Origin of the sequence: Nitrospirillum guanabarense (assembly GCF_034653355.1) — a bacterium.
Classification (GTDB): domain Bacteria; phylum Pseudomonadota; class Alphaproteobacteria; order Azospirillales; family Azospirillaceae; genus Nitrospirillum.
On sequence record NZ_JAYEER010000003.1, the window covers coordinates 1,451,664 to 1,476,430 of the forward strand.

Consider the following 24,767-nt stretch of genomic DNA (forward strand, 5'->3'; position numbering starts at 1 on the left):
GCCGCCCCCACCTGCGCTGTGATCGCGATGGATACAGCCAGTATTCCCTTAAAGATGAAGGGTTAAGCCGACCAAGATGTTGTGGTCCGCATAGCCAATTCCGGTGCCATTAGACGACCGGATTTGGTAGTTGTAACGTACGTTGATGGCGGTCATTTGATTCATCATGTATTTTCCGCCAAGACCAACGCCATAGACATCATCAGTTCGGCCTATATTTTGAAAATCGTCAGCCTCATGGCTTAGCTGCAGGTGGAGGATAAGGTTGCGCAGCAATTCGTGGTCGGCCGCCACGGTTTCCTTGGTGGCGAAGTAGCCGGCGGCACCCACGACGATGGTCTCCTGGATGTCGCGGGTGATCTCACCGGTCACGGTGGTCAGCGGTGTCACGTTCCAGGTTATCTTGGCGCCGCCCGTGGGGGCGGAGAAGGTACCCAGGCGCGCGTCGTCGTAGTCCTGCGAGCGATATCCGGCGAACAGATCGATCGAGGTGATGCCCGTCAGGTTGTACTTGCCACCGACCAGGACGGTGTAGCCGTTGGAATTGCGGTTGAATCCGCTCATGTCCGATGTGCTGTCGTAGCTGCGGGTGTTGTAGGCGCCCTTTACATACAGCTCATACAGGCCCTGGATGGTATAGCCGGTGCGGACGCTGACCTCGTTCTCATCATGGTTCTGGCGTTCCCACATGATGGCCCGGCCATCGAAGGTCTGGGCGTTGGTGAAGTCGTAGCGGTTGTAGCTGTCGCCCAGCTCGACGAACAGGTTGCCAAATTCCTTGTGCCCGACCACGTTGGCCGAGGCTTGGTTGTATTCGGTCGGGTCGGCCTGGCCGACGATGTTGTTGGGCGAGGTGCGGGGCAGGTGCCACAGGCTGTAATCGGCGCCGCCGGATATCCACGCGTCGTGGTAGACCTCCAGCCGGCCGTCCGCCCCGATGTCATAGTTGGCGTAGTTCTCGCGGCTGTGCTGGGCGTACCAGTCGATGTCGCCGCTGGCGTGCAGGTTCAACTGGTGCACGTTCCAGTTGGACTTCAGCTCCAGCTTGGGCTGAAGCACCGTGATCAGGTCGCTGGTGTCATGCCCCTGCGTCGCATAGATGTTGCTGTCGAACACCTCATCCAGCGTGACGCTGGGATAAAGGATGAAGCCGCCCACCCGGATGCCCGGCGGGTCGAATTCCGGGTGTTGGCGGGTGGCCACCGTCTCGTCCGGCGACGTTTCCGTCTGGGCGTTGGCGGGGACGGCGGCCAGGCCGCCGGTCAGCGCCAGCCCGGCCGCGGCCAACAGCAGGCGCCGTTTCAGGCCGTCGGCCTCCGTCGTCTCTGCGGCCGGGTGGAGGCGGGCGAGAGGGCGATCGTACATCACCTTCCCGAACGACGGGATGGAATGGCGTCGATGGTATGCAGGCATCGGATTTGACCTCGGGCTTGGCGCGTTGCCCTTGCGGGACCGCGTCTTGGTTTAAAACGGGTTGCCCCCCGTTCCCCGCCCGTTTCCGCGTCAATTGGCTCCCTCTCCCGGGTTGGGTCCCGGGAAATGGGGCCGCGCTCACGCGCGGCCGTAGGTATCGGACAGACGCACGATGTCGTCTTCGCCCAGATAAGCGCCAGATTGCACTTCTATCAGGTGCAGGGGCAGTTTGCCGGGGTTCTCCAGGCGGTGCTCCATGCCGATGGGGATGTGAACGAACTCGTTCTCCCGCACCAGGCGGTTCTCGCCGTCGCGCTGCACCAACGCGGTGCCCTGGACGACGATCCAATGTTCCGCGCGGTGGTGATGCTTCTGCAGGCTGAGGCGCGCGCCCGGCTTCACCATGATGCGCTTCACCTGGAAGCGGTAACCGATGTCCACGGCACGGTAATAGCCCCACGGCCGGTAGACCGTGGTGTGGTGGGTTTCCTCCGACCGGTTGCGGCGGCGCAACTGCTCCACCACCTTGCCCACGTTCTTGGCGTGGGCGGCGTCGGCGACCAGCAGGGCGTCGTCGGTGGCGACGATCACCAGGTTCTCCACGCCGATGGCGGCCACCAGGCGGCCGTCGGAATGAACGTAGCTGTTCTTCACGTCCTGCAGGATGACGTCGCCCTGCTCGACATTGCCGTCGTCGTCCTTGTGGCTGACATCCCACAGCGACCGCCAGGAGCCGACGTCGCACCAGGCCATCTCCACCGGGATGACGGCGGCCTTGTCCGTGTGTTCCATGACCGCGTGGTCGATGGACAGCGAGGCGGCGGCGGTGAAGCAGGCCTCGTCCAGACGGAAAAAGCCGTTATCCTCCTTGCCGGCGGAGATGGCCTCGCGCACGGCGGTCACCATGTCCGGCTGCAGGCGTTCCAGCTCGGCGATATACTGTCGGGCGGACATCAGGAAGATGCCGCTGTTCCACAGGTAGTTGCCGCTGGCCAGGTAGCGTTCCGCCGTCTCCGCGTTGGGCTTTTCGGCGAAATGCTCGACCGCGCGCACACCGTCCACGCCCGCCAGCGGGGCGCCGGTGCGGATGTAGCCGTAGCCGGTCTCGGGCTTGTCGGGCACGACACCGAAGGTGACCAGGTGACCGGCCTGCGCCGCCGGCACGCCCTTGGCCACCGCCAGGTAGAAGTCGGGCAGCGAGCCGATCAGATGGTCACAGGGCTGGGCCAGCATCAGGGCGTCGGGGTCGCGATCCATCAGCCACAGCGCGACGGCGGCGATGGCCGGCGCCGTGTTGCGGGCGGCACTTTCCAGGATGATGGTCTGGGGCTGGATTCCGATCCCGTGCAGCTGCTCGTGGATCATGAACCGGTGTTCCTCGTTGCAGATGACGACGGGGTCGGCGAAACCGGCGTCGCCCAGGCTGCGCGCGGCCGTCTCCTGCAACAGGGTCCGGTCCGAGGTCAGCGCCAGGAACTGCTTGGGATGGATCGCCCGGGAGAGGGGCCATAACCGGGTGCCGGCGCCGCCGGACAGGAGAACCGGATGGATTTGCGTGGTCCGCAGGGCCCGGGTGGACACGCGCTCCGTCACGTCATGCATTTTATGAATGCTCCGCTTCAGGGTGGGAACCTTTGCAGATCACGCTACGGGGCAGGCTTTACGGGGGCCAGTGACCAAGCCGTGGCCGGGGATCCGGGCATTGGGAACCGGGATCGGCGGGCGCATGGGGTGTACGTCTTTGCGCTCAGAAAGGGTAGGACGGTGGCGCCCGCTTTCAAGGGCGGGTGTGGCGTGTCGGCGCAAACACGGCAACGCCGCCCGTTTCGGAGCGGCGCTGCACGTTATCGGCGATGTTGTGACGGGTCAGGGCGCCAGCGGCGGCAGGTCCCGCGCCTCCAGCCGGGCCAGCAGGTCGGCCAGGCTGTCGGCGTCCGCCTGGACGGCGGCGCGGGTGGTCCAGCCCGGCAGGTCATGGCGCGCCGTGGGGGGCGAGGTCCGCACCTGGACCAGGCTGACGGTCTCGTTCGGATCGTGCCGCAGGTCGTACATTTCCCATTCCTGGGGCACGCGGCCATCGGGGTCGTGATAGCGCGCCAGCTTGAAATCGGGGGTGCGCACGCAGCGGACATGGTTGGGCTGGCGCACCGGCCCCGGCGTCAGGCCGGGCACGGGGCCCTTGCCATGCGACCCCTCACGCACGGCGGCCACCGTGGCGTCGAACACGGCGAACTGGGCGTAGGACGCGGTCTCATGCGGGTCGCCGATCGGCGGCAGCGGCTTGGTGATCTCATCATCCGTGATGAACAGCACGCCCCGGCGCGGCAGGCCGTCGGGTTCCGTCACCACGTCGGTTTCCCCCCGGATCAGGGGGGCGAGATTGGCGCCCGGCAGCGGCGGGACTGGCCCGCGGGCCGCCGCCAGCCGGCGGGCGGTCTGCTCCTGGTCCACCCCGGCCAGGCCCAGGATGGTGGGCACGATGTCGATGTGGCTGGTCACCTGGTCCAACTGCCGCAGGCCGCCTGGCACCTGGTGCGCCGACCTGGGGAACTGCACCACGACCGGAACGTGCAGCGCCTCCTGATAGGCGGTGTGCCATTTCTCGATCATCATGCCGTGGGCGGCGGCATATTCGCCGTGGTCGGCCAGAAAGACGACGATGGTGTTCTCCGCCAGACCCGATTCCTCAAGCGTGCGCAACACGCGGTCGATCTGAGCGTCCACCACGGCATGCAGATAGGCGTACAGCTGAATGAAGTCCCGCGCCGAGGCGCCGGGGTCGTCGGCCAGCTGGAACGGGATGCAGCTTTTCAGCGTGACCGCCACGGCCGCGTCCATCTTGTCGGCCGGAACGGCGCCGCCCGCGCCGGTGCCCACCTTGGCCGACAGTGCCAGGCCCATCTTGTAGGCGTAGTCGTATTGGCAGGACGGCTTGGCCGCCAAATCCTCGTCCAGGGTGGGCGGGTTGTGGGCGCAGGCTTGCGGGAAGCCCAAGGGGTTCAGGGCGACCTGCAGGGTGCCGCCGGTGGGCGGGGGCGTGCGGTCGCCTTGCAGGGGCACGGTCAGGGGACCGAAGACCGATTGCGTGGCGCCCACCGTCTGGCCGTTGGGCAGGGTGACGGGCGTGCCGCTGTCCGACGGCAAGGCCTGGGCGATCACCGCCGGATATGTCGCGATGTCATGGGGATTGGCGAAGGAGGCGACGGCGAACCAGGGGCGCGCCTTGGACGCGTCCGGTGCGGACTGGTTGGGCGCCTTCTCGCTTTTGACCGCGGCGGCCCGGTCGTAGTCCAGCCCAAGCGCCTTGCGCCGCAGGAAGGTGCAGACGGAGTCGGCGAAGCCGATGTCGCGGTAGGTGCCCAGGTTGTTGGGCGATGCGCCGTGCGGTTCCGGATAGGATTCTTCCCAGTCGTCGAAGCCGTAGGCCTGAAGGCTATGGTCGGGCGGATTGCTGACGTGCCATTTGCCGAAATAGTGGGTGCTGTAACCGGCGGCCCGCATCCAACTGCCCAGCGTGGGGATGCCATCGGGGGCCAGCCAGGGGAAATTGGCGGCGTCGCCGTTCTTGAACAGGCCGTCGGTCTGGGTCACGCCCGTACGCGTGCCGTACTGGCCGGTGTAGATCGTGGCCCGGCTGGGGGTGCAGGCGCTGGCGGCGATGGTGTGGTTGCGCAGCACGACCGCGTTACGGCGCAGGCGCAGCAGGCCGGGGAAGAAGGCGGCATAGGGGTTGTGGGCGTCCACCGCGCCCTGGAAGCCCAGGATCTGCTTCAGCGCCTCCGCGAAGCCGCCCTCGGGGCCGTAGGAGAAGCGGGGAAAGCGATACTGATCGCTGGTGACCAGCAGGATGTTGGGGCTCGTGCTCATGGCGATACGTCCCTCCCGTTTTGGACGCCGCCTGTCCCGGTGCTCCCCTGTCACGAGGCCGCAACTAATGCGCGTTTTAGCGGCGGATCACTATAACGAAAACGGCTCATTTCGCCAAGAATTTTCACCCAGAGATTGTTATTGTTGCTACTTAGGTCGCGGATGGCAGGACGATATGGACCTTCAGGCCGCCGCCAATGCGGTTGGTGGCCGTGACCGTGCCGCCCAACGCCTCGACGTTGCGCTTCACGATCCACAGGCCGAGACCGGCATGGCCGGGCGACCCGGCCTTGGCGTCGCGGCGGGCGTGGTCGGGCGGGCGCAGGGAGAAATAGCGGTCGAAGATGTTGTCGATCTTGTCCGGGTCGATGCCGGGGCCGCTGTCTTCGATGGTCAGGTTGATGACACCGTCCTCCTCCTGCAGGCGCACGGCGATGGCGCCCGCGTCGGGGGTGAAGCTGACGGCGTTGTCCAGGATGTTCTCCACCACCACGGCCAGGGCGACCTTGCCGGCGCGGACCAACACGTCCGGCGGCAGCTGGCGGCTGAGGCGGATCTGCCGGGCCACCAGCACCTCGCGGTAGCTTTTTAGGATGTCGGCCACGATCTGCGTCAGGTCCACCGCCTCGCGCGGCGATTCGATCATGTCCGCCATGGTGTTGTCCAAACACTGCGAGGCGGAGATCAGGGCCTTCAGCCGGTCCAGCGACAGCTCGATCAGCTCGGCGGCGCGCTTGCCCCGCGCGTGCTCCGCCGGGATCAGGCGTTTCAGGGGCTCCAGGCAGGCCTGGATGGTGGCGACGGGTCCCTTGAAGGAATGCGCGTTGTCCTCCGCCGTCTGGCGGATGACGCCGGCCACATGGTGCAGGTCGTGGACCAGGCCGTCGAAGTCATGGGCCACGCTGTCCAGCTCGGGGATGGCGTTGCGGCTGGCGAAGGTGTTGCCGGCCACCCGGCCCTGGCGGATTTCACGCGCGACATGGCGGAAATGGCGGATATGACGGCGCACGGACAGGGCGGTCAGCAGGGCGATGACGGCCACGGCCAGGTACAGCATCAGCGACAGCCGCACTTGCGGCGTCTGCCAATAAGGGCGACCGATGGCCGTGGCCAGCAGTTCGGACGTGACGTGGGAGGAGACCAGGACCCAGCAGCCCCAGCGGCTCTGGATGGGCACGACGGAGGTCAGTATCTCCTCATGGCCCGTCGGCTGGGTGTAGCGGATGTCCACGGGCTTGTCCCAAGTGCAACTCTCCGCCACCTGGGAAACGATGCCGTGGCGCTGAAGGTTGTCCAGCGTGGCGCCCAGATCCGCCATGCCGACCTTGGGCGCCGAGGCCAAAAAGTAGAAGCCGCCGTCCTGGCCGGCGGCTCCTCCCTTGGGCTGGAACATCAGTTTCAGGTTGGTGCCGTCACCGTCGTATTTGGCCAGCTCCTCGTTCAAGGACGCGGTGGGCGGGCCGCTTTCGCGGTTCAGCAGCGGCTTCAGGGCCTGGGCGATCAGCCAGCTGCTGTACCTCAGGTTCTTGGTGACAATCTCCCTTTCCTTGCGGTTCGCCGTTTCGAATTGGCCATACAGGATGAAGGGAAGGGCCGCGAAGATGACGAGCAGGAAGCCCAGTCTAACCGTGAGTGATCCGGATATCCTGCGGGCGGCCCACGTCAGACGCTGTGGCGTCGACGGCTGCCGGGTCACGCCATCGGTAGCCGAAGGCCGCGAAATTCTCAATTTCCGCAAAGCCACGATCGATAGCATTGAACTTGCTCCGGATCCGCTTGATCGACGAGCGCACGTTGGTCCGGAAGCCATCCTCGCCGCTGCCGGCGACGAAGCCGCTCCAGTGCACGCGGTCGTAGATGGCCCTGTAGGTGACGTGCTCGCCCAGATTGGCCACCATGAACTCGACGATACTAAATTCGGTAACCGTAAGCATCACGTCGCGACCCTGCCAAAAGGCTCGGTTGACCTTAGGCTTAAGGGTAAGCTTTCCACATATGATCTCGTCACCGGCCGTGGTCGTGGGGGTGAGGGCCGCCGCCGCGGGCGGTTGCAGGATCAGGCGGATGCGCCGGGCCAGCACCGACATGCCGCGGGTCTTGTCGATGAAGTCGACCGCGCCGCGATCCAGGGCCAGCGTCTCGTTCGCGGGCATGGACATGCCGGTCAGGAAGATCACCGGGATGCGGCAGCCGCGCCGCCGCAGGTCGGGCAGCAGGTCGATGCCCAGGGTCCGTTCCAGGCACCAGTCGATGACCAGGATGTCGGCGGCGCCGTCATCCAGGCCCGAGCCGTCCGCGCTGGTCAGGTGGGTGATCAACGACTTCGCGTCGGGGAAGCCGGTGACGGTGAAGCCGAGATCCTCCAGCTCGCCCGTGGCCGCCTCGCGGAAGGCCTCGTCATCGTCGACAAGGACCACGCGGGCCGGCACGGCCGGCAGGACGTCATTTGGCTTGAGCCACGGACCGGAGGTCGGCCAGGCAGTAGCGTTTGCGGTCGCCGATGTCATTGTCACTTGTCACCTCATAGCTTAGGACGCGGTAAGCCTGCGTCTTGATGTCGGGGTACAGTGTCAGGTCGACGGTGCATGCCCCATGGCGGTAAAGCCATTCCTTCCCAGGGGAAAGATCCTGCTGGGAAGAAGGGGGACCCATCAGGGCCTGTAACTGGGATTCGTCCATACCCACCAGATCGATGTCGGACGACCCGAGCGCGGCGGTGTTGGCCGCCGGTGTCGTCTGAGATGGGGTGGGGGAGGGGGGCGTGCGTCGTGCGGCCGCCACGCGGGCGGCGTCAGCTGTCCCGGTGGCGGGGGCCGCCGGGGCCTTGGCGCGGGTCGGGGCCGGTCGGGTGACCGCGATCTTCTGGGGGGCGGGCTTGGCCTGCTCCCAGGGCGGCAACCAGGCGGTGCAGCCCGACAGCAGCGTCAGCCCCACGAGGCCTGCCCGATGCCAAAGTTTTGCGCACACCACAAAAAACCTCCATAAGGGACGACCTCCGTCGGCCCGCCCCCCGGCTGCGAAGCCAAGGGGCCGGTCACGCGCATCTATGGGGTGGTCCCTCCCGGGGAGCCTGCCTTCGAAGGCGTGGTCCCCGGTAGGTTGGGGCCGCCGCCTTTTTTATGGTTAAGAAGTCGTCCGCCCCTGTAAGTCGCACGGGATCATGGCATCACCATGGCGTGGGCCGGCCGCTTATTCCCTACCGAAAGGCACTGGGTTGGACAGAGCTGCTTGGTTTGGTCGATACCGATTGAGCAAGTGGTGATTACATACAATTTAACATAAAGGCAATCTATCAAACGGATTGGTGCCGTTTGCAAGCACGGGAACAATGCCTTGCAGTGGCGTGTGGCCGCCATTGGGCATTTGGCGAACACAGTTTCGTCACATGGCGCGGGTGGCATATGTCTATTGCAGTGCGGTATATGACTAAAACCCGCCTATGTCCCCAGTGGTGCGTGGAATCGGTATAAAATGGCAGGATATTTGCTGTCCGAGGTATATCGGATGCTACTTCTCTTTGTGCCGTTTTGGTCTTGCGAGACTGTACATGTCGGTGAATTCTGATACGGCACCGCCGAAAGAGACCTGCCACCCTATTCCCCCATAGGTTTAGCGCTCCTTAAGCTGGAACTTCCCAAAGGGCCAGGAAATTCAGGCTTCAACAGGAGCGGCGGCGGGACACGTTGTTCTTCAGCGAGGTAAATCATGGATCGCCGACACTTGATCGCGGCCGGTGCCGCGCTGCCCTTCGGCTTGTCCGCGGTGGCCGCCGCGCGCGCGGACGCGACACCGGCCCCCGATGAGGGCGAGGGGTCAGTCCAGGTGGCGCAGACCGCCACGGCCAAGGCAACCCCCACCATCTATGACTACGGCGCCGTTGGTGACGGCGTCACCGACGACAGCGCCGCCTTTTCCAAGGCCCTGGCGGCGGCGGCCACCAAGGGCCTGATGGTCATCGTGCCGGCCGGCACCTACGCCATCGCCAAGACCATCTCCTTCGTGTCCACCCAGGACGCGGGCAAGCCTTGGGGCCTGCAGGCGCAGGGCGCCACGCTGGTGTCCACCATCACCAACGGCACCGACATCATGAGCCTGCAGGCGGTCAACACCGTCCGCTACTTCCGCATCCTGGGCGCCATGAAAATCCTGGGCAGCGGCAGGGACGGCAATGGGTTGCGCATCATCGCCTACGGCAGTTCCTATTTCTTCTACAACGTCACGCTGGATGGGTTGTGCATCGAGGGCGCGGGCCTGAACGGCCTGCTGTTCGAGGGCAATGTCTTCGAATCCCTGCTGGTCGGCTGCTTCTTCCAGGACTGCAAGCAGAACGGCGCCGTCTTCGCCCAATCCAAGGGCGGTGTCTGTTCCGCCATCACCGTGGTGGGCTGCTTCTTCGCCCAGAACACCAAGTGCGGCATGATGGCCACCAACTTCAATTCAACATACGGCGGCACCACCGACGTGCGGATCTTCGGCGGCTACTGCCGCGACAACGGCAGCTACGGCTTCTACTACAACAACGGCACCTCCAGCGGTGCTGCCATCGAGCAGGTGGGCTTCGAGAACAATTGCCGGTCGCTGTCGCCGGGCGACCCCAACGGCGCCCATGTCTACGGCCTGGTGCAGATGCGGCTGCGCAACTGCACCGGCTACAACGAGGGCGGCGGCGCCACCTATATGGTGCGGGGCTGGTTCAGCAACCTGACGGTGCTGGACAACTGCGACCAGTCGTCTGGCGGGGCCATGGCCACCACGGGCAAATCCCGGCTGGCCCAGGTGAACGGCAACGCCGCCGGCCATGTGCTGATGCGCCAGTCCGGCGGCGGCTTCGACATGGTCAGCGGCACCGGCTGCACTTGGGCGGCCGAGAATTGCTACGGCACGTCACCCGTCGGCACGCTGAGCCTGAAGACCACGGTGACCTCCGGCTGAGGTGCTTAGCCGGATTCCGGTTAAGCTGGATGGACCGGAGGGATCGTCGCCCGCCGGTCCGGTGCCGCGCCTCACCGGGGGGCCATCACCAGGGCAAGGCGCCCGCGTCGTTGAAAAAGCCGCCGGTCGGCCCATCGGCCGGCAGCAGCGCCAGGCGAATGGGCGTCGCCGCCCCTTGCGCCGGTGTGCGCGGCCCGCTGTGGCGGTTGAGGTCGGTGGCGCAGTGGCCGGGGCAGGCGCTGTTCACCTTGATGGACGTGTCCTTCAGCGCCTTGGCCAACTGCGCCGTGACGCCGTTCAGCGCCGCCTTGGATGACGCATAGGCCGGGACGGCCAGCCCGGCGTACGGGTGCTGGGGATCGCTCATATTGGTCAGCGAGCCCAGGCCGCTGGAAACGTTGACGATGCGGCCGGCGGGCGCTTGGCGCAGCAGCGGCAGCATGGCCTGGGTCACGGCGACGGGGCCGAAGACGTTGGTTTCATAGACGCGGCGCATCACCTCCACGTCCACCAGGGGCTTGCCCTCGCGCGCGGCGTCGGCCTCTTCCCGCGCGGCGATGCCCGCGTTGTTCACCAGGATGTCCAGCCGGCCGAAGCGCTGGGCGATACGTCCCGCCGCGTCCAGGGCGGAGGCCGCGTCGGTCACGTCCAGGGTCAGGGCGTAGGCATGCAGGCCTTCCTGCGTCAGGTGGCCGGCGGCGTCGCGGCCCAGCGCCTCGTCGCGGCAACCCAGCAGCACGGTTATGCCCTGGCGCCCCAGGCCCCGGGCGATCTCCAGCCCGATGCCCTTGTTGGCGCCGGTGATGAGGGCCACGCGCGAATCGGGGGAAGGGAATTTGCCATGATCATTCTCCAATCCGGAAATGGGGCGCCCGTGCGCCACCCAGTCTGGACCGGAGAATGACGGGTGCTGTATCCTATAAGAAGAATTTAGTTATCCTACTATTGAGACTATCAGCCTATGAACAGCCCCTCACCGCCTGGTGTTTCCGCCAACGGCGGCAACCTGGCGTTCGCCGCTTTCCTGCGTGACCGGCGCCGGCATCTGGATCCGGCCTCGGTCGGCCTGCCCGCGGGTCGGCGGCGGCGCACCCCCGGCCTGCGGCGGGAGGAGGTGGCGCAGTTGGCCGACATCGGCACCGCCTGGTATACGGCGCTGGAGCAGGGGCGGGACGTGCGCCCGTCCGACCAGGTGCTGGCCAACCTGGCACGCGCCCTGCGCCTGACGGCGGTGGAGCGGGACCATCTGTTCACCCTGGCTGGCCGCCGCCCCCCAGCGCGGCTGGAGGACACGGGCGATGGGGTGGACGCGCAGTCATTGGCGCTGTTGCGCCGCCTGGAGCCGGATCCGGCCTATATCGTGGATGCGCGTTGGGATGTGCTGGCCTGGAACCAAGGGGCGGCGGATCTGTTCCGCTTCGACACCGAGGCACCAGCCTATGGGCGCAACATGCTGTGGCGCTACTTCACCCGCTCGCCCACGCCGGAGGAACGGGTGGACTGGAACGCCACCGCCCGCGCGCTGGCCTCCATCTTCCGGGGGCAGAGTGCCGCCCATGCCAACGATCCGCGATTCCGGACCCTGATCGACGACCTGCTGGCGGCCAGCGACACCTTCCGCCGGGTGTGGCCGGGGCAGGAGGTGCGGGCCCTGTGCGCGGGGCGAAAATGGGTGAACCATCCGGTGCGGGGCCGGCAGGAATACGACTTCGTGCCCCTGTTGCTGCCGTCCATGCCCGGGGCGTCGCTGATGGTCTATCTGGTGCGCCCGGCGGCGGCGGACGACGGGACGGGTGAAGGGGGACGCGGCACGGGCCGCACCCCCCTTCCCGGGGCCGTCACAAAGCCGATCAGCCCTTAACGAACGCCAGCAGGTCGGCGTTTATGATGTCGGCGTGGGTCGTGGCCATGCCGTGCGGCAGGCCCTTGTAGACCTTCAGGGCGCCATTCTTCACCAGCTTGATGGCCAGATGCGCAGAGTCCGCGATTGGCACGATCTGGTCATCGTCGCCGTGCATGATCAGCACGGGCACGTCGATCTTCTTCAAATCCTCGGTGAAGTCGGTTTCCGAGAAGGCCTTGATGCAGTCGTAATGGGCCTTGATGCCGCCCATCATGCCCTGACGCCACCAATTGTCGATCACCCCCTCGGACACCTTGGCGCCGGCGCGGTTGAAGCCGTAGAAGGGGCCGGCCGGAATGTCCCGGTAGAACTGGGCGCGGTTGGCCACCAACTGGGTGCGGAAGCCGTCGAACACCTCCAGCGGCAGGCCGCCCGGGTTCTTGTCGGACTTCACCATGATGGGCGGCACCGCGCCGACCAGCACGGCCTTGGCGACGCGGCCCCTTTCGGCGCGGGCCACATAGTGCGCCACCTCGCCGCCGCCGGTCGAATGGCCGATGTGGACGGCGTTCTTTAGGTCCAGCGCGGCGGCCAGGGCGATGACGTCGGCCGCGTAGGTGTCCATCTCGTTGCCGGTGTCGGTCTGGGTGGATCGGCCGTGGCCGCGGCGGTCATGGGCGATGACGCGATAGCCATGCGCCAGGAAGAACATCATCTGGTTGTCCCAGTCGTCGGCGCTCAGCGGCCAGCCGTGATGGAAGACGATCGGCTGCGCCGTCTTGGGGCCCCAGTCCTTGTAGAAAATCTGGACGCCGTCCTTGGTGGTGATGAAGTTCATGGCGTGGGTTCCTTTGTCGGCCGCGTGCGGGCCGGTGGCGGGGGAAGCGGTTTCAGTGGGGGCGGCCAGGGCCGTCGCGGCGCCCGCGGGCAGGATGGCCAGCGCCGCAAGGGCGCCGCCGCCCACCAGCACGGCGCGACGGCCGGCGTCCGGCCGGCCATCCGCGGCCGGCCGGCCATCCGCGGCCGGCTGGGTATCGCAGGCTGAAGGTTGGGGAATGTCGTCGTTCAGAGTCATGACCCTGCTGTTCCTTGAAGTGTTCGGAACCGGGACCGGGCCCCCGGCGGCGCCCAAGGTAGGGGCGACCGGGGGCCGGTGACTTGCAGGGTTGAACGCGATTTGGCGGTTTGTGCGCTGAAATGATGAACCGGCCGAAGGAAAAGCGGGCCGGAACAAGGGCATCAGTCCTTGGCGATGGTCTCGGCCAGGAACCAGGCGCGCTGTTCCGCCTCATCGATCCAATTCTCCAGCAGGCTGGCGGAGGCGACGTCGCCCGCCTCGTCACAGACCTCGTGCGCCTCGCGCAAGATGCCGGCCAGGGTGACGTTGTCCTCGTGCAGTTCCCGCAGCATGTCCAGGGCGCCCACCTTTTCGGCGTCGTTGTCCTTGATGCGCTGCAGCTTCGAAATCTGACCGATGGACTTCAGGGTGGTGCCGCCCACCTTGCGCACCCGCTCGGCGATGGCGTCGGTGGTGGCGAAAATCTCGGCCGCCTGATCGTCCAGCAACAGGTGGTACTCGCGGAAATGCGGGCCGGAAATATGCCAGTGGAAATTTTTGGTTTTCAGGTACAGGGCGAACATGTCGGCCAGCAGCGGCGTCAGCGCGCCCGGGACGCCCTGGAAATTCGGCTTGGTGCTCATGGGTCGGAACTCCCGTCTTGGGTCGTGAGGAAGCATGGGGCGTAGCAGCCCGTTCCGCTCCTGTCTTGTAGGGTTGCTCCCGTCTTGAACGGTTGCGCGACTATCGCCAGGGGCCGCCGGTATTGACGGCCGGCATCAAGCATTTAGGGTGACGCCGCGCCGTTCCAAGCCCGCGGGCTGGTTCTCGGCCGGGCAATATAGGGCCGAAGGACGGGGTGCCGCTGGCCGCGGCGGCGCCCCGTCTCTCATCAGGCGGCGTCGACCAGCACCACCTCGGCGTCCTCGACCCCCACCACCTCGATCGTGGTCTGGTCGGTGATGGCGGCGCCGTCACGGGCCTCGATGCGGACGCCGTCGATCTCCACCACGCCCTTGGCCGGAACCAGGTAGACATGCCGGCTGGGGTCGACGGTCAGGGTCACCCGCTCACCCGCCTTGACGGTGGCGCCCATGACGCGGGCCTTGGCGCGGATCGGCAGGGCGCCCTCGTCCCCGGTGAAGCCGCTGGCCAGGGTCACGAACTTGCCGGACCGGTCGGCCTTGGGGAAGGGCTTGGCCCCCCAGGAGGGCGTCCCGCCCCGCGTCTCCGGCTGGATCCAGATCTGGAAGATCCGGGTGGTCTCATTCTCCAGGTTGTATTCCGAGTGGCGGATGCCGGAACCGGCCGACATCACCTGCACGTCGCCGGCCTCGGCCCGGCCCTCGTTGCCCTGGCTGTCCTGGTGGGTGATGGCGCCGTCACGGACATAGGTGATGATCTCCATGTCCGCATGCGGGTGCGGCGGGAAGCCAGACTTGGGCGCGATCTCATCATCGTTCCAGACCCGCAGGCTGCCCCAGCCCATGTTGGCCGGGTCGTAATAACTGGCGAACGAGAAGTGGTGCTTGGCCTTCAGCCAACCATGGTTGGCGCCACCCAGCTTGGCGAACGGACGACGTTCAATCATGACAAAGCTCCTTGCTTTCATCTTTGGCGCGGCGTCGGTGGGCGCCGCTGACAGGACCTAAGATGGCCCTGGTTGACGCTGGCGAAAATAGAAACTATGGAACTTCATAATTTCCATTTTTGACATCATGACGCTGGAGGTCTCGCCCCATGCCCATCCCCGACCTCGAGGCCTGGGCCATCTTCGCCAAGGTGGCGGAGACCGGGTCCTTCGCCGCCGCCGCCAGTGATTTCGGCGTCTCCAACGCCACGGTCTCCAAGGCGATGAAGCGGCTGGAGGAACGGCTGGGCGAACGGCTGATCCATCGCACCTCCCGCCGGTTCTCGCTGACCGAGACGGGGCGGGTGCTGGCGGTGCGCGCCGCCCAGATCCTGGCGGAGGGGGAGGCCGTGGAAGCGGAGGCCCAGGCCAAATCCAGCCAGCCGCACGGTCGTGTGCGCCTGGCCGCCCCCATGTCCTTCGGCGTGCGCCATGTGGCCCCGGCCCTGCCGGATTTCCTGTCGGCCTACCCCGACGTGACGGTGGATCTGCAACTGGATGACCGTCTTGTCGATCTGGTGGCGGGTGGGGTGGACGTGGCGCTGCGCATCGCCGAACTGGCGGATTCCAGCCTCATGACCCGGCGTCTTTGCCCCGTGCGGCGCTGGGTGGTCGGGGCGCCGAGCTATTTCGCCCGCCGCGGCATGCCCGCCCGGCCGCGCGACCTGAAGGACCACGCCTGCCTGGTCTACAGCTATCTGGCGACCGGGGAGACGTGGCGCTTCATCCATTTGGACGGCACCGAGGAATTGGTACGGGTCAAGGGCCCGTTGAGCGCGACCAACGCCGATGCGCTGCAGGACGCGCTGCTGGCCGGACTGGGCGTGGCCATGCAGCCGGATTTCCTGGCGTGGGAGGCGGTGCGCGACGGCCGCCTGGTGGTCGCCTGCCCCGACTGGGCGCCGCCGCCCCTGGCCATCAACCTGGTGACGCCGGCGGGCGGCCCGCGCGCCGCCAGGGTGGCGGTACTACTGGATTTCCTGGCGCACCGCTTTACCGCCGGCTCCGCCCCCTGGACATTGGAACTGGCTGAACGCGGTTCCATCTAAGGCAGGCGTATAGGGTGACCGGGGAATTGTTGCCTTTATTAACCAACTTTGTTCGGATTGGCGCCGCAGCCCACTCCCGGCTTGGTCCATGCCTGAACAAGCAACGACAACGCCATCGGCCGAAACCATCTACCGGTTCGGCCCCTACAGCCTTTATCCCGCCCGCCGACTGCTGACGGCGGGTCAGCCCATTGATTTGCGCGGCCGCGCCCTGGATTTGCTGCTGGCGCTGGTGGAACGGGCGGGGGAGGTGATGGGCCGGGCGGAACTGGAAAGCCGCGTCTGGCCGGGCCTGCATGTGGGTGAAAACAATCTGCGGGTCCAGATGGCGAATCTGCGCCGTGCCCTGGGCCAGGATGGCGACGACGGTCCCTATGTCAGCACGGTGCCGGGTCAGGGCTACCGCTTCGTTGCCCACGTGTTGAAAGAGGGCGCGGGCAGGGCTCCGCCGTCTTCCCCGGCCTTTGCCGCCTTCGCCCTCTCGCGGCAGCTGGCTCGGCCGCTGGGTCGGGATGACACCATAACCATCCTGGCGGCGCGTCTGGGCCGGCAGCGTCTGCTGACCGTCGCCGGGGCCGGCGGCATGGGCAAGACGACGGTGGCCTTGGCCGTGGCGGCCGCCGTGGCCGGGCGATACCCCGACGGCGTGGCCCTGGTCGACCTCTCCACCGTGGGGGAGGGCGATCTGGTGCCGGCCACCGTGGCCGCCCGCCTGGCGCCTCATATCCAAGCCGCCAACCCGGTTCCGGCCTTGCTGGCCTTCCTGAAGCCTCGGCGCATGCTGCTGGTGCTGGACAGTTGCGAGCCGGTGATCGCGTCGGCGGCGGCGCTGGCCGACACCTTGTTGGCAGGCGCGTCCGGTCTCGACATCCTGGCCACCAGCCGGGAACCGTTGGGGCTGGCGCGGGAGCAGGTCCACCGCCTGGCGCCACTGGCGGTGCCCATCCGGGCCGAAGGTTTGGGCGCCCGCCAGGCGCTCGCGCATTCCGCCGTGCAGCTGTTCGCGGCGCGGATGGCGGCGTCCGGCGGCACGCTGACGGACGCCGATGCGCCGGCGGCGGCGGAGATATGCCAGCGCCTGGACGGCATTCCCCTGGGCCTGGAACTCGCGGCGGGTCAGGTCGCCGCCTATGGCATCGCCGGCGTGGCACGCCGGCTGGACGACCGCCTGGGCTTGTTGGTGCGCGGACGCCGCACGGCCCCGCCGCGCCATCAAACCCTTCGGGCGGCCTTCGATTGGAGCTATGCCCTGCTGTCCGGCGCGCAGCGGGCGGCGCTGAACCGGCTGTCGGTGTTCGTCGGCGGCTTTGACGCGGCCGCCGCGATGGCGGTCGTGCCTCCAGCCGACATGGACGGCGAGGGCACCAGTGGGTACGTCGTCGACGACTTGGTGGCCAAGTCCCTGGTGTTGGCTGACCGGCGGGGGGCGGAGGTGCGCTACCGCCTGTTGGACACTGTTCGGGCCTACGCGCGGGAATGGCTGGAGGCCAGCGGCCTGGGGGCCGAGACACGCGCGGCCCATGCCACCCATTACCTGCGCCGGTTCCAGGCGATCCTGCCGGCATGGGCGGCCCGTCCGGCTGACGAGATGCTGCCCCGCCACGGCGCGGAGCTGGATAATGTCCGCGAGGCCCTGGATTGGTTCTTCGGGGAGGCCGGCGACGGCGGCATTGGCATGGGCCGCGCCCTGGTTCTGGCGGTGGCGCCGTTATGGAAGTGCCAGTCCCTGTGGGCGGAATGCCAGCGCTGGACGGCTCGGGCGCTGGCGGCCCCGCAGCCCTTCGCCGATGACCGGCAAAGCCTGGACTTGCATGTGCTGCAGGCCGCGGCGATCACCGTGACGGGTGCCGAGCCGCCCCCGCAAGTGACCCAAATGTGGGTGGCGGTCCTGGCCGCCGCCGCCGCGCTGGGCGATCAGAATGCCCGGCAGCAGGCCCAGGTGGGACTCTATTCCATCCATTTTGATCAGGGGCATGTGCGCCAGGCGCTGGACTTGGCCGCGGCCATGCGGATCGAGGCGATAAGCGGTGGCGACCGGTTCGCGCTGGCGGCGGCGGAGCGCATGGTAGGCGCCGCGTTTCACGTGCTGGGGGACCAGACGGCCGCCCGGCACCATACGGAGGCGGCATTGGACCTGGCGGAAGGCGAACCGGCCACGGGGCAGCGCATCCGTTTCCAGCTGGACCAGCAAATCGCGGCGCGCAGCACCTTGGCGGGCATGCTCTGGCTGCAGGGGAACGTGCGTCAGGGGATGGAGCAGTTGCGCCGTTGCATGGAGCAGGCGGCGGCGATGGATCATGCCTATACTTCTTGTCTGGTGCTGGGGCAGTCGGCTTGCCCTTTGGCCATGCTGATGGGCGACTGGGAAGCGGCGCGGCGACACAACGACCAGCTACTGACGCTGGCGAACCGGCATGGCCTGATGATTTGGCAGCCCTGGGCGCGGTGCCTGGACTTGATCCTGCGCCTGAAATTCGCCAGGGAGGGGGGACGCCCCCCATGCTGGATGATTTGCGCGGCCGGATGGCCGCCCTGGGGGACCTGTCCCACCCCCGCCACGGCCTCCTGGTGCGTGAGGCGGCGTTGACGCTTGCTCGAGCGGGAGATGTGGCCGGCGGGCTGGCGATGGTCGAGGCCGCGCTGTCCCGTGCCCAGGCCAACCAGGAAGGTTGGGGCCAACCGGAACTGATGCGCCTGCGCGGTGAGATGCTGGTGCGCCTCGGCGAGGGGGATGCCGCAGAAGCCCTTTATCGCCAAGCCCTAGCCATGGCGGATGGTCAAGGGACCTTGTCCTGGCAACTGCGGCTGGGAATCAGCTTGGCCCGGCTGCAGATCCGTCAGGGAGGGGCCACCGACGCGGCGGACTTGCTGACAGGCTTCTTCAGGCGCTTCGACGCCGGGCCTCAGACGGCGGAACTGGACATCGCCGGTGCCGTGCTGGGTCATTTGCGGGGACGCGCGGCGCCGGACGCCGTGCTGGACGGGCCGGCGGGGCCCGCTGGCGGCCCGCTGGCGGCTTGAATATCCCCGATGCCGCTCAGTCGGTGATCAGCGTGCCGCCGTCCACCACCAGGTTGTGGCCGGTGACGAAGGCGCCGGCGGCGGAGGCCAGGTAGACGGCGGTGCCCGCGATCTCGCGCGGCGTGCCCATGCGCCGCAGAGGCGTCTGGGCCATGCGCTTCTCGAACCGCGCCGGGTCGGCCTTGAACACAGCCGACAGGTCGGTGTCGATCAGGCCGGGGGAGAGGGCGTTGACCCGTACGTTGCCGGGGCCGTACTCCACCGCCATATTGCGCGCCATCTGCGCCAGGGCCGCCTTGGTCATGGAATAGACGCCCAGGCCGCGGTTGCCGCGCAGGCCGGACAGGCTGGACATAAGGATGACGGCGCCGTCGCCCCGCGCGACCATGGCCGGCACGATGCGATTGCACAGCCGGAAGACGCTGCGCAGGTTGATGGCCATGACGCGGTCGTAGGCATCGTCCGGCGTCGCGGCGCTGGGGCCGTTGTGCAGGTTCAGCCCGGCGTTGCACACCAGGATGTCCACGCCGCCCAGCCGGGCTTCCACGGTCGCGGCCAGATCGTCCAGGGCGTCGTCGTCACTGACGTCGCAGGGGATGGCCAGGGCGCTCAAGCCCTGGGGTCCGAACGTCGCCGCCACCCGGACGCAATCGTCCGGTACTTCGCTGGAGATGACCACCGTCGCGCCGGCGCGCGCCATTTCCAGGGCGATGGCGTGCCCCAGGCCCCGTGTCGATCCGGTGATGAGCGCCCGCTTGCCCGCCAGGCTGAACAGATCCATGCCCCCTCCCGTTTTCTGGTGGGACCCATTTCCAACCGGGCAAGGTTGCGCCGTCAACCGGAATTAACTGACGCGCTGCTTGGCCAGCTTGCGGGCCAGGGTGCGGCGGTGCATGCCCAGGCGCCGCGCGGCTTCCGAGACGTTGAAGCCGGTGTCGGCCAGGGTCTCGTGGATGCGCTCCCACTCCAGCGTTTTGATGGAGGTGGCGCGGGTGGTCAGGCTGACGCCGCTGTCGCCCTCGGTGCGGCCGAAGGCGGCCTCGATGTCGTCGGTGTTGGATGGCTTGGCCAGGTAGTGGCAGGCGCCCAGCTTGATCGCCTCCACCGCCGTGGCGATGCTGGCGAAGCCCGTCAGCACCACGATCTTCATCTCCGGATCGTGGGCGTGCAGCGTCTTCACGCATTCCAGGCCGGAGGCGCCGGCCAGCTTCAGGTCCACCACGGCGAAATCGGGCGCCTCATTCGCCAGCAGGTCGGGCAGGGCCTCCGCCCGGTCGCAGCTCACCACATGATATCCCCGCCGCTCGAACGACCGCTTCAGCGCCCGGCCGAAGGAGGGGTCGTCCTCCACGATCAGCAGGACGGGGGCGTCCTCGTCGGCAATAAGGTTATCGTCCGTCATCGGCATCCTCAATCACCCCATCCGCGATTATCAGCGATTCGATGGGCAAACGCAGCTCAACGGTGGCGCCGCCAGCGGGGTTGTTGTCGGCGACCACCCGTCCCCCCAGTTTGCGCGCCACGTTCACGGTAAGGAAGAGGCCGAGGCCCCGACCAGGCTTGTTCTTGGTGGACTGGTAGGGCTTGCCGAAACGGGCCAGGATGTCCGGCGCGAAGCCCGGCCCCCGGTCCTGCACCGTGACGGTCAGCAGGCCGTCATGACAGGCGACATCGATGCCGACCCAGGCGGGGCTGGCCTCCAACGCGTTGTCGAAGACGTTGAACAGGCTCTGCTTGATGGCGGTGTCGGACACGATGGCCACATCGTCGGCGATGTGGTTGGCATAATCGATGGCGCGGTCGGCGTGGGCCCGGCGCCAGTCCGCCACCACGGCGTCCAGGAACCGCACCAGGGTCGTGCGCTCCGCCCCTTCGCCCCGCGCCTCGCCCGCCGTCAGCAGGATGCGGGACACGATCTCCTTGCAGCGGGCCAGCGCCGCCTGCATCTCCGCCACGTCGTCCAGCAGCTCGGCGTCGCGCTCGTTGGCCGGCATGTGCTGCCAGTCGTTCAGGATGACGGACAGGGTGGCCAGCGGCGTGCCCAGCTCATGCGCGGCACCCGAGGCCAGCAGCCCCATGCGCACGATGTGGTCCTCCTCCACCGACTTCTGCCGCAGATCGGACAGGCGGGCGTCGCGCTGGCGCAGATTGCCGTTGATGCGGGTGACGAAGCTGACCGCCAGCACGGACGCCAGCAGGAAGCAGATGAAGGTACCGGCCAGATACAGGTCGAACACCCGGGGCCAGGCGCCCCCGGCCGAGGCCAGCCCCTGGGAGAACAGGGCGATGTCTCGGTGATAAGCGGTCAGCCCGACGAAGCAGGCGCTGGTAAGCCCCACCAGGGTCCAGGTCAGGGCCGGCTGCAGCAGCACGGCGCCCAGGATGACCTGCAGCAGGAACAGGGAGATGAAGGGGTTGGTGGCGCCGCCACTGAGGTACAGCTGAACTGTGAGCGCGGCCACGTCCAGCAGCAGGCCCAGGAACAGTTCGCCATTGGCGATGTGCGGGCTGGTGCGGCTGCGATACAGGCCGACCAGGTTCAGCAGCACCAGGAACAGGACGACCCCGGCCATGGGGATGAGGGGCAGTTCGATATCGAACCAGGCCTGGGCCATGGCGATGGTCGCCACCTGGCCGCCGACCGCCAGCCATCGCAGGGTGACAAGAAGAAGCAGGTTCTTCTTGTTGGTGGTGTCCTGGATCGAAATCTCTTCCATCCTGTCCCTAGTCCTCCCCGGTGACGGATGTCTTTTCCGGTAGGACTAACGGTTCAATGGGGGGCCGGCAATGACGAAGGCGACCACGGGACCATCCCGCCACAGGGGCCGGGGTGGTCTCGTGGTCGCCCTGACGGTGCTCAATGGCACGGGTGGTCAACAGCGCGGGTTTGGTGGGGAAGCGCCCCCGGGGGGAGGGGAGGATGGTGATCCACCCCTGGCCCCCGGGGAAGACGCCTTACTCCATGGGCATGGCGCCCGGCATCATGTTGGCGTTCAGGTGCAGCATGACCCACCAGGAACCGACCACCAGGATGGCGACGATCAGCAGCGTGAACAGGAAGGCGGCCATGTTCCAGGACCGGGCCGATGAGCTGTTCATGTGCAGGAAGTACACCAGGTGCACGACGATCTGGACGATGCCCAGGCCGAAGCACACCGGGATGGCGGTCTCGGCCGGCAGGGCGCCGGACATGACCAGGCCGAAGGGGATGGCGGTCAGGATGACCGACAGGACGAAGCCGACGATGTAGGACTTCACGCTGCCGTGAGCGCCCTCGCCGTGGCCGTGATGGCCATGGTCATGGCCGTGAGCGGAGGTGTGTGCGGTAGCCATCACGCGGCCACTCCCGACAGGTAGACGATGGTGAACACGCCGATCCAGACGATGTCCAGGAAATGCCAGAACAGGCTGAGGCAGGTCAGGCGGACGATGTTGGCGTGCGTCAGGCCGCGGCGCAGCACGTGGGCGATCAGCGTCACCATCCAGACCATGCCGGACAGGACGTGCAGCCCGTGGGTGCCGACCAGGGTGAAGAACGACGACAGGAAGGCCGACCGGTTCGGGCCCGCACCCTCGCCGATCAGCTCGGCGAACTCATGCAGTTCCATGAACATGAAGCCCAGGCCCAGCAGCAGGGTGACGCCCAGCCACCGCAGGGTGGCCGACTGCTTCTGTTTCTCGGCGGCGATCATGGCCATGCCGTAGGTGAAGCTGGACACCAGCAGGAAGGCGGTTTCACCGGCCACGTACGGCAGGCTGAACAGCTCCTTGGCGTCCGGCCCGCCGGCCGTCTGTCCGCGCAGCACCGCGAACGCCGCGAACACGGCGGCGAACAGGATGCAGTCGCTCATCAGGTAGATCCAAAACCCCAGCGTGGTCTTGGAACCATCGTCGTGGTGGTGCTCGTCATGAGCCTCCACCGCCTGAAGCAGGGCCGCGTCGGCGGCCGCGACGGAATGTGCGTTGCTCATCGTCTTAGACCTGCGACGTCAGTTGCTTGAAGTACTTGCCCTCGGTCTCGGCCACCGTCTCGGAGGGGACGTAGTAGTCCCGGTTCTCGTTGAAGGTGTGCCCGATACCGACGGCGACGGCGGCGGCGAAGGCCGCGACCACCAGCCACCAGATGTGCCAGATCAGCGCGAAACCCAGGACGGCGATGAAGCCGCCGAGGATGACGCCCGTGCCCGTGTTGTGGGGCATGTGGATCTTGCCGTAGGCGGGCAGCGGCCGCAGACCGGCGCCGGTGGTCTGCTTCTGCTCCCAGAAGGCGTCACGGCCGGTGACGACCGGATCGACCGGGAAGTTGTAGAAGGCCGGCGGGGAGGAGGTGGCCCATTCCAGGGTGCGGCCGTTCCACGGGTCGCCGGTCAGGTCGCGCAGCGCCTTGCGGTTCAGCACGCTGACCAGGATCTGCAGGACGAAGGCGCCGATGCCGCAGGCGATGACCGCCGCACCCAGGGCCGCGACCAGCAGGTAGTTGTGCCAGACGACATTGTCGACATGGTTCATGCGGCGGGTCATGCCCATCAGGCCCAGGGCGTACAGGGGCATGAAGGCCAGATAGAAGCCGACCAGCCAGCACCAGAACGACACCTTGCCCAGGGTCTCGTTCAGCTTGAAGCCGAAGGCCTTGGGGAACCAGTAGGTGAAGCCGGCCAGGTAGCCGAACAGCACGCCGCCGATGATGACGTTGTGGAAGTGGGCGATCAGGAACAGGCTGTTGTGCAGCACGAAGTCGGCCGCCGGCACCGCCATCAGAACGCCGGTCATGCCGCCGATGACGAAGGTGACCATGAAGCCCAGGGTCCACAGCACCGGAACGGTGAACTGCACCCGGCCGCGGTACATGGTGAACAGCCAGTTGAAGATCTTGGCGCCGGTGGGGATGGAGATGATCATCGTGGAAATGCCGAAGAAGGCATTCACGTTGGCGCCGGCGCCCATGGTGAAGAAGTGGTGCAGCCACACGACGAACGACAGCACGGTGATGCAGACCGTGGCGTAGACCATCGAGGTGTAGCCGAACAGCTTCTTGGACGAGAAGGTGGAGATGACTTCGGAGAAGATGCCGAAGGCGGGCAGGACCAGGATGTACACCTCAGGATGGCCCCAGGCCCAGATGAGGTTCACGTACATCATGGCGTTGCCGCCACCGTCGTTGGTGAAAAAGTGCATGCCCAGGTAACGGTCCAGCGACAGCATCGCCAGCGTGGCCGTCAGGATGGGGAAGGCCGCCACGATCAGCATGTTGGAGCAGAGCGTGGTCCAGGTGAAAATCGGCATGCGCATCAGCGTCATGCCCGGGGCCCGCATCTTCAGGATGGTCGTGATCATGTTCACGCCGGCCAGCAGGGTGCCGATACCGGAGATCTGCAGGGCCCACAGGTAGTAGTCCACGCCGACGCCGGGGCTGTACTGCAGCTCCGACAGGGGCGGGTAGGCCAGCCAGCCGGTGCGGGCGAACTCACCCACCGCCAGCGAGATGTTGATCAGCAGCGCGCCCGCGGCCGTCAGCCAGAAGCTGAGGTTGTTCAGGTAGGGGAAGGCCACGTCGCGGGCGCCGATCTGCAGCGGCACCACGACGTTCATCAGGCCGACCATGAAGGGCATCGCCATGAAGAAGATCATGATGACGCCGTGGGCGGTGAAGATCTGGTCGAAGTGCTCGGGCGGCAGGGGGCCGGCGGCGCCGGTGGAGGCCATCGCCTGCTGGGTGCGCATCATCACGGCGTCGGCGAAGCCACGCAACAGCATGACCAGCGCCAGGATGATGTACATGATGCCGATGTTCTTATGGTCGACCGAGGTCAGCCACTTGGACCACAGCGGGCCCCACAGGCGGAAGAAGGTGATGCCCGCCACCAGGGCGGCGCCACCCAGGACCATCATCGCCACGGCGCCCATGATGATGGGCTCATGGTAGGGAATGGCCTCGAGAGTCAGTTTACCGAACAT

At 66.9% G+C, this 24,767-nt stretch carries 21 protein-coding genes; 5 read left to right on the forward strand and 16 right to left on the reverse strand.

Annotation, left to right across the window (positions count from 1 at the left end; genetic code table 11):
• Positions 1-48 precede the first annotated feature (48 nt).
• From UAA55_RS15710 to UAA55_RS15735, 6 genes are all read right to left on the reverse strand, one after another.
• A complete protein-coding gene (locus UAA55_RS15710; RefSeq protein ID WP_322953877.1) occupies positions 49-1,365 on the reverse strand; it encodes an outer membrane beta-barrel protein in 1,317 nt (438 codons plus the stop codon).
• 186 nt (positions 1,366-1,551) lie between these two features.
• Entirely contained in the window at positions 1,552-3,015 is a 1,464-nt protein-coding gene (locus UAA55_RS15715) for a mannose-1-phosphate guanylyltransferase/mannose-6-phosphate isomerase (protein WP_322953878.1), read from the reverse strand.
• 264 nt (positions 3,016-3,279) lie between these two features.
• Positions 3,280-5,280 carry a sulfatase-like hydrolase/transferase gene (locus UAA55_RS15720; protein ID WP_322953879.1) on the reverse strand — a complete coding sequence of 667 codons (2,001 nt, stop codon included), beginning with the start codon at positions 5,278-5,280 and terminating at the stop codon, positions 3,280-3,282.
• A 151-nt stretch (positions 5,281-5,431) separates the two neighbouring features.
• On the reverse strand, positions 5,432-6,976 hold the full coding sequence (locus tag UAA55_RS15725) for a sensor histidine kinase (RefSeq protein ID WP_322953881.1): 1,545 nt from the start codon (positions 6,974-6,976) through the stop codon (positions 5,432-5,434).
• On the reverse strand, positions 6,903-7,787 hold the full coding sequence (locus UAA55_RS15730; RefSeq protein ID WP_322953883.1) for a response regulator transcription factor: 885 nt from the start codon (positions 7,785-7,787) through the stop codon (positions 6,903-6,905). The genes UAA55_RS15725 and UAA55_RS15730 overlap by 74 nt, the downstream gene beginning before the upstream one ends.
• Positions 7,723-8,214, reverse strand: a complete 492-nt coding sequence (locus tag UAA55_RS15735) for a hypothetical protein (RefSeq protein ID WP_322953885.1) — start codon at positions 8,212-8,214, stop codon at positions 7,723-7,725. Before UAA55_RS15735 ends, UAA55_RS15730 begins: the two co-directional genes overlap by 65 nt.
• Positions 8,215-8,985: 771 nt before the next feature.
• Between UAA55_RS15735 and UAA55_RS15740 the strand changes: the two genes are divergently transcribed.
• The gene (locus UAA55_RS15740; RefSeq protein ID WP_322953887.1) at positions 8,986-10,212 is read left to right on the forward strand and encodes a glycosyl hydrolase family 28-related protein; all 1,227 of its coding nucleotides are present in this window, start codon (positions 8,986-8,988) and stop codon (positions 10,210-10,212) included.
• A gap of 85 nt (positions 10,213-10,297) precedes the next feature.
• Here UAA55_RS15740 and UAA55_RS15745 read toward each other — a convergent pair whose 3' ends face one another.
• A complete protein-coding gene (locus UAA55_RS15745; protein ID WP_322953888.1) occupies positions 10,298-11,026 on the reverse strand; it encodes an SDR family oxidoreductase in 729 nt (242 codons plus the stop codon).
• A 147-nt stretch (positions 11,027-11,173) separates the two neighbouring features.
• Between UAA55_RS15745 and UAA55_RS15750 the strand changes: the two genes are divergently transcribed.
• Positions 11,174-12,073 carry a helix-turn-helix transcriptional regulator gene (locus tag UAA55_RS15750; protein WP_322953890.1) on the forward strand — a complete coding sequence of 300 codons (900 nt, stop codon included), beginning with the start codon at positions 11,174-11,176 and terminating at the stop codon, positions 12,071-12,073.
• Here the strand turns inward: UAA55_RS15750 and UAA55_RS15755 are convergent.
• From UAA55_RS15755 to UAA55_RS15765, 3 genes are all read right to left on the reverse strand, one after another.
• Complete coding sequence (locus tag UAA55_RS15755) at positions 12,063-13,130, reverse strand: alpha/beta fold hydrolase (protein ID WP_463667849.1); 1,068 nt, start codon at positions 13,128-13,130, stop codon at positions 12,063-12,065. The genes UAA55_RS15750 and UAA55_RS15755 overlap by 11 nt on opposite strands.
• Positions 13,131-13,294: 164 nt before the next feature.
• Positions 13,295-13,756, reverse strand: a complete 462-nt coding sequence (locus tag UAA55_RS15760; RefSeq protein ID WP_322953892.1) for a Dps family protein — start codon at positions 13,754-13,756, stop codon at positions 13,295-13,297.
• A 248-nt stretch (positions 13,757-14,004) separates the two neighbouring features.
• Positions 14,005-14,703 carry a pirin family protein gene (locus tag UAA55_RS15765; protein WP_322953894.1) on the reverse strand — a complete coding sequence of 233 codons (699 nt, stop codon included), beginning with the start codon at positions 14,701-14,703 and terminating at the stop codon, positions 14,005-14,007.
• A 149-nt stretch (positions 14,704-14,852) separates the two neighbouring features.
• Here UAA55_RS15765 and UAA55_RS15770 point away from each other — a divergent pair, with 149 nt between their 5' ends.
• The 3 genes from UAA55_RS15770 (at position 14,853) to UAA55_RS15780 (ending at position 18,812) form a co-directional block, all read left to right on the forward strand.
• Complete coding sequence (locus UAA55_RS15770) at positions 14,853-15,791, forward strand: LysR family transcriptional regulator (protein WP_322953895.1); 939 nt, start codon at positions 14,853-14,855, stop codon at positions 15,789-15,791.
• 88 nt (positions 15,792-15,879) lie between these two features.
• Positions 15,880-18,378 carry an ATP-binding protein gene (locus UAA55_RS15775; RefSeq protein WP_322953897.1) on the forward strand — a complete coding sequence of 833 codons (2,499 nt, stop codon included), beginning with the start codon at positions 15,880-15,882 and terminating at the stop codon, positions 18,376-18,378.
• Complete coding sequence (locus UAA55_RS15780; RefSeq protein ID WP_322953900.1) at positions 18,291-18,812, forward strand: hypothetical protein; 522 nt, start codon at positions 18,291-18,293, stop codon at positions 18,810-18,812. Before UAA55_RS15775 ends, UAA55_RS15780 begins: the two co-directional genes overlap by 88 nt.
• A gap of 16 nt (positions 18,813-18,828) precedes the next feature.
• On the opposite strand, the gene UAA55_RS15785 is transcribed toward UAA55_RS15780, so the two are convergent.
• The 6 genes from UAA55_RS15785 to cyoB all read right to left on the reverse strand — a co-directional run bounded on the left by UAA55_RS15785 (position 18,829) and on the right by cyoB (position 24,767).
• On the reverse strand, positions 18,829-19,593 hold the full coding sequence (locus UAA55_RS15785) for an SDR family NAD(P)-dependent oxidoreductase (protein ID WP_322953902.1): 765 nt from the start codon (positions 19,591-19,593) through the stop codon (positions 18,829-18,831).
• Positions 19,594-19,656: 63 nt separating this feature from the next.
• Positions 19,657-20,214 (reverse strand): response regulator transcription factor, encoded by a 558-nt coding sequence (locus UAA55_RS15790; protein ID WP_322953904.1) that lies wholly within the window; start codon positions 20,212-20,214, stop codon positions 19,657-19,659.
• Positions 20,201-21,529 (reverse strand): ATP-binding protein, encoded by a 1,329-nt coding sequence (locus tag UAA55_RS15795; protein WP_322953906.1) that lies wholly within the window; start codon positions 21,527-21,529, stop codon positions 20,201-20,203. The genes UAA55_RS15790 and UAA55_RS15795 overlap by 14 nt, the downstream gene beginning before the upstream one ends.
• A 238-nt stretch (positions 21,530-21,767) precedes the next feature.
• Positions 21,768-22,145, reverse strand: coding sequence for a cytochrome o ubiquinol oxidase subunit IV (gene cyoD / locus UAA55_RS15800; protein ID WP_322953908.1), 378 nt, complete (start codon positions 22,143-22,145; stop codon positions 21,768-21,770).
• A complete protein-coding gene (gene cyoC, locus UAA55_RS15805; RefSeq protein WP_322953910.1) occupies positions 22,145-22,783 on the reverse strand; it encodes a cytochrome o ubiquinol oxidase subunit III in 639 nt (212 codons plus the stop codon). Before cyoC ends, cyoD begins: the two co-directional genes overlap by 1 nt.
• 4 nt (positions 22,784-22,787) lie before the next feature.
• On the reverse strand, positions 22,788-24,767 hold the full coding sequence (gene cyoB, locus UAA55_RS15810; RefSeq protein WP_322953912.1) for a cytochrome o ubiquinol oxidase subunit I: 1,980 nt from the start codon (positions 24,765-24,767) through the stop codon (positions 22,788-22,790).

Excerpts from the sequence above, each read along its gene's own strand:
- UAA55_RS15710 (WP_322953877.1), bottom strand. The coding sequence starts at position 1,365 with ATGTACGATCGCCCTCTCGCCCGCCTCCACCCGGCCGCAGAGACGACG.
- UAA55_RS15715 (WP_322953878.1), bottom strand. The coding sequence starts at position 3,015 with ATGCATGACGTGACGGAGCGCGTGTCCACCCGGGCCCTGCGGACCACG.
- UAA55_RS15720 (WP_322953879.1), bottom strand. The coding sequence starts at position 5,280 with ATGAGCACGAGCCCCAACATCCTGCTGGTCACCAGCGATCAGTATCGC.
- UAA55_RS15730 (WP_322953883.1), bottom strand. The coding sequence starts at position 7,787 with ATGACATCGGCGACCGCAAACGCTACTGCCTGGCCGACCTCCGGTCCG.
- UAA55_RS15740 (WP_322953887.1), top strand. The coding sequence starts at position 8,986 with ATGGATCGCCGACACTTGATCGCGGCCGGTGCCGCGCTGCCCTTCGGC.
- UAA55_RS15750 (WP_322953890.1), top strand. The coding sequence starts at position 11,174 with ATGAACAGCCCCTCACCGCCTGGTGTTTCCGCCAACGGCGGCAACCTG.
- UAA55_RS15755 (WP_463667849.1), bottom strand. The coding sequence starts at position 13,130 with ATGACTCTGAACGACGACATTCCCCAACCTTCAGCCTGCGATACCCAG.
- UAA55_RS15760 (WP_322953892.1), bottom strand. The coding sequence starts at position 13,756 with ATGAGCACCAAGCCGAATTTCCAGGGCGTCCCGGGCGCGCTGACGCCG.
- UAA55_RS15765 (WP_322953894.1), bottom strand. The coding sequence starts at position 14,703 with ATGATTGAACGTCGTCCGTTCGCCAAGCTGGGTGGCGCCAACCATGGT.
- UAA55_RS15770 (WP_322953895.1), top strand. The coding sequence starts at position 14,853 with ATGCCCATCCCCGACCTCGAGGCCTGGGCCATCTTCGCCAAGGTGGCG.
- UAA55_RS15775 (WP_322953897.1), top strand. The coding sequence starts at position 15,880 with ATGCCTGAACAAGCAACGACAACGCCATCGGCCGAAACCATCTACCGG.
- UAA55_RS15780 (WP_322953900.1), top strand. The coding sequence starts at position 18,291 with ATGCTGGATGATTTGCGCGGCCGGATGGCCGCCCTGGGGGACCTGTCC.
- UAA55_RS15785 (WP_322953902.1), bottom strand. The coding sequence starts at position 19,593 with ATGGATCTGTTCAGCCTGGCGGGCAAGCGGGCGCTCATCACCGGATCG.
- UAA55_RS15790 (WP_322953904.1), bottom strand. The coding sequence starts at position 20,214 with ATGACGGACGATAACCTTATTGCCGACGAGGACGCCCCCGTCCTGCTG.
- UAA55_RS15795 (WP_322953906.1), bottom strand. The coding sequence starts at position 21,529 with ATGGAAGAGATTTCGATCCAGGACACCACCAACAAGAAGAACCTGCTT.
- cyoD (WP_322953908.1), bottom strand. The coding sequence starts at position 22,145 with ATGGCTACCGCACACACCTCCGCTCACGGCCATGACCATGGCCATCAC.
- cyoC (WP_322953910.1), bottom strand. The coding sequence starts at position 22,783 with ATGAGCAACGCACATTCCGTCGCGGCCGCCGACGCGGCCCTGCTTCAG.
- cyoB (WP_322953912.1), bottom strand. The coding sequence starts at position 24,767 with ATGTTCGGTAAACTGACTCTCGAGGCCATTCCCTACCATGAGCCCATC.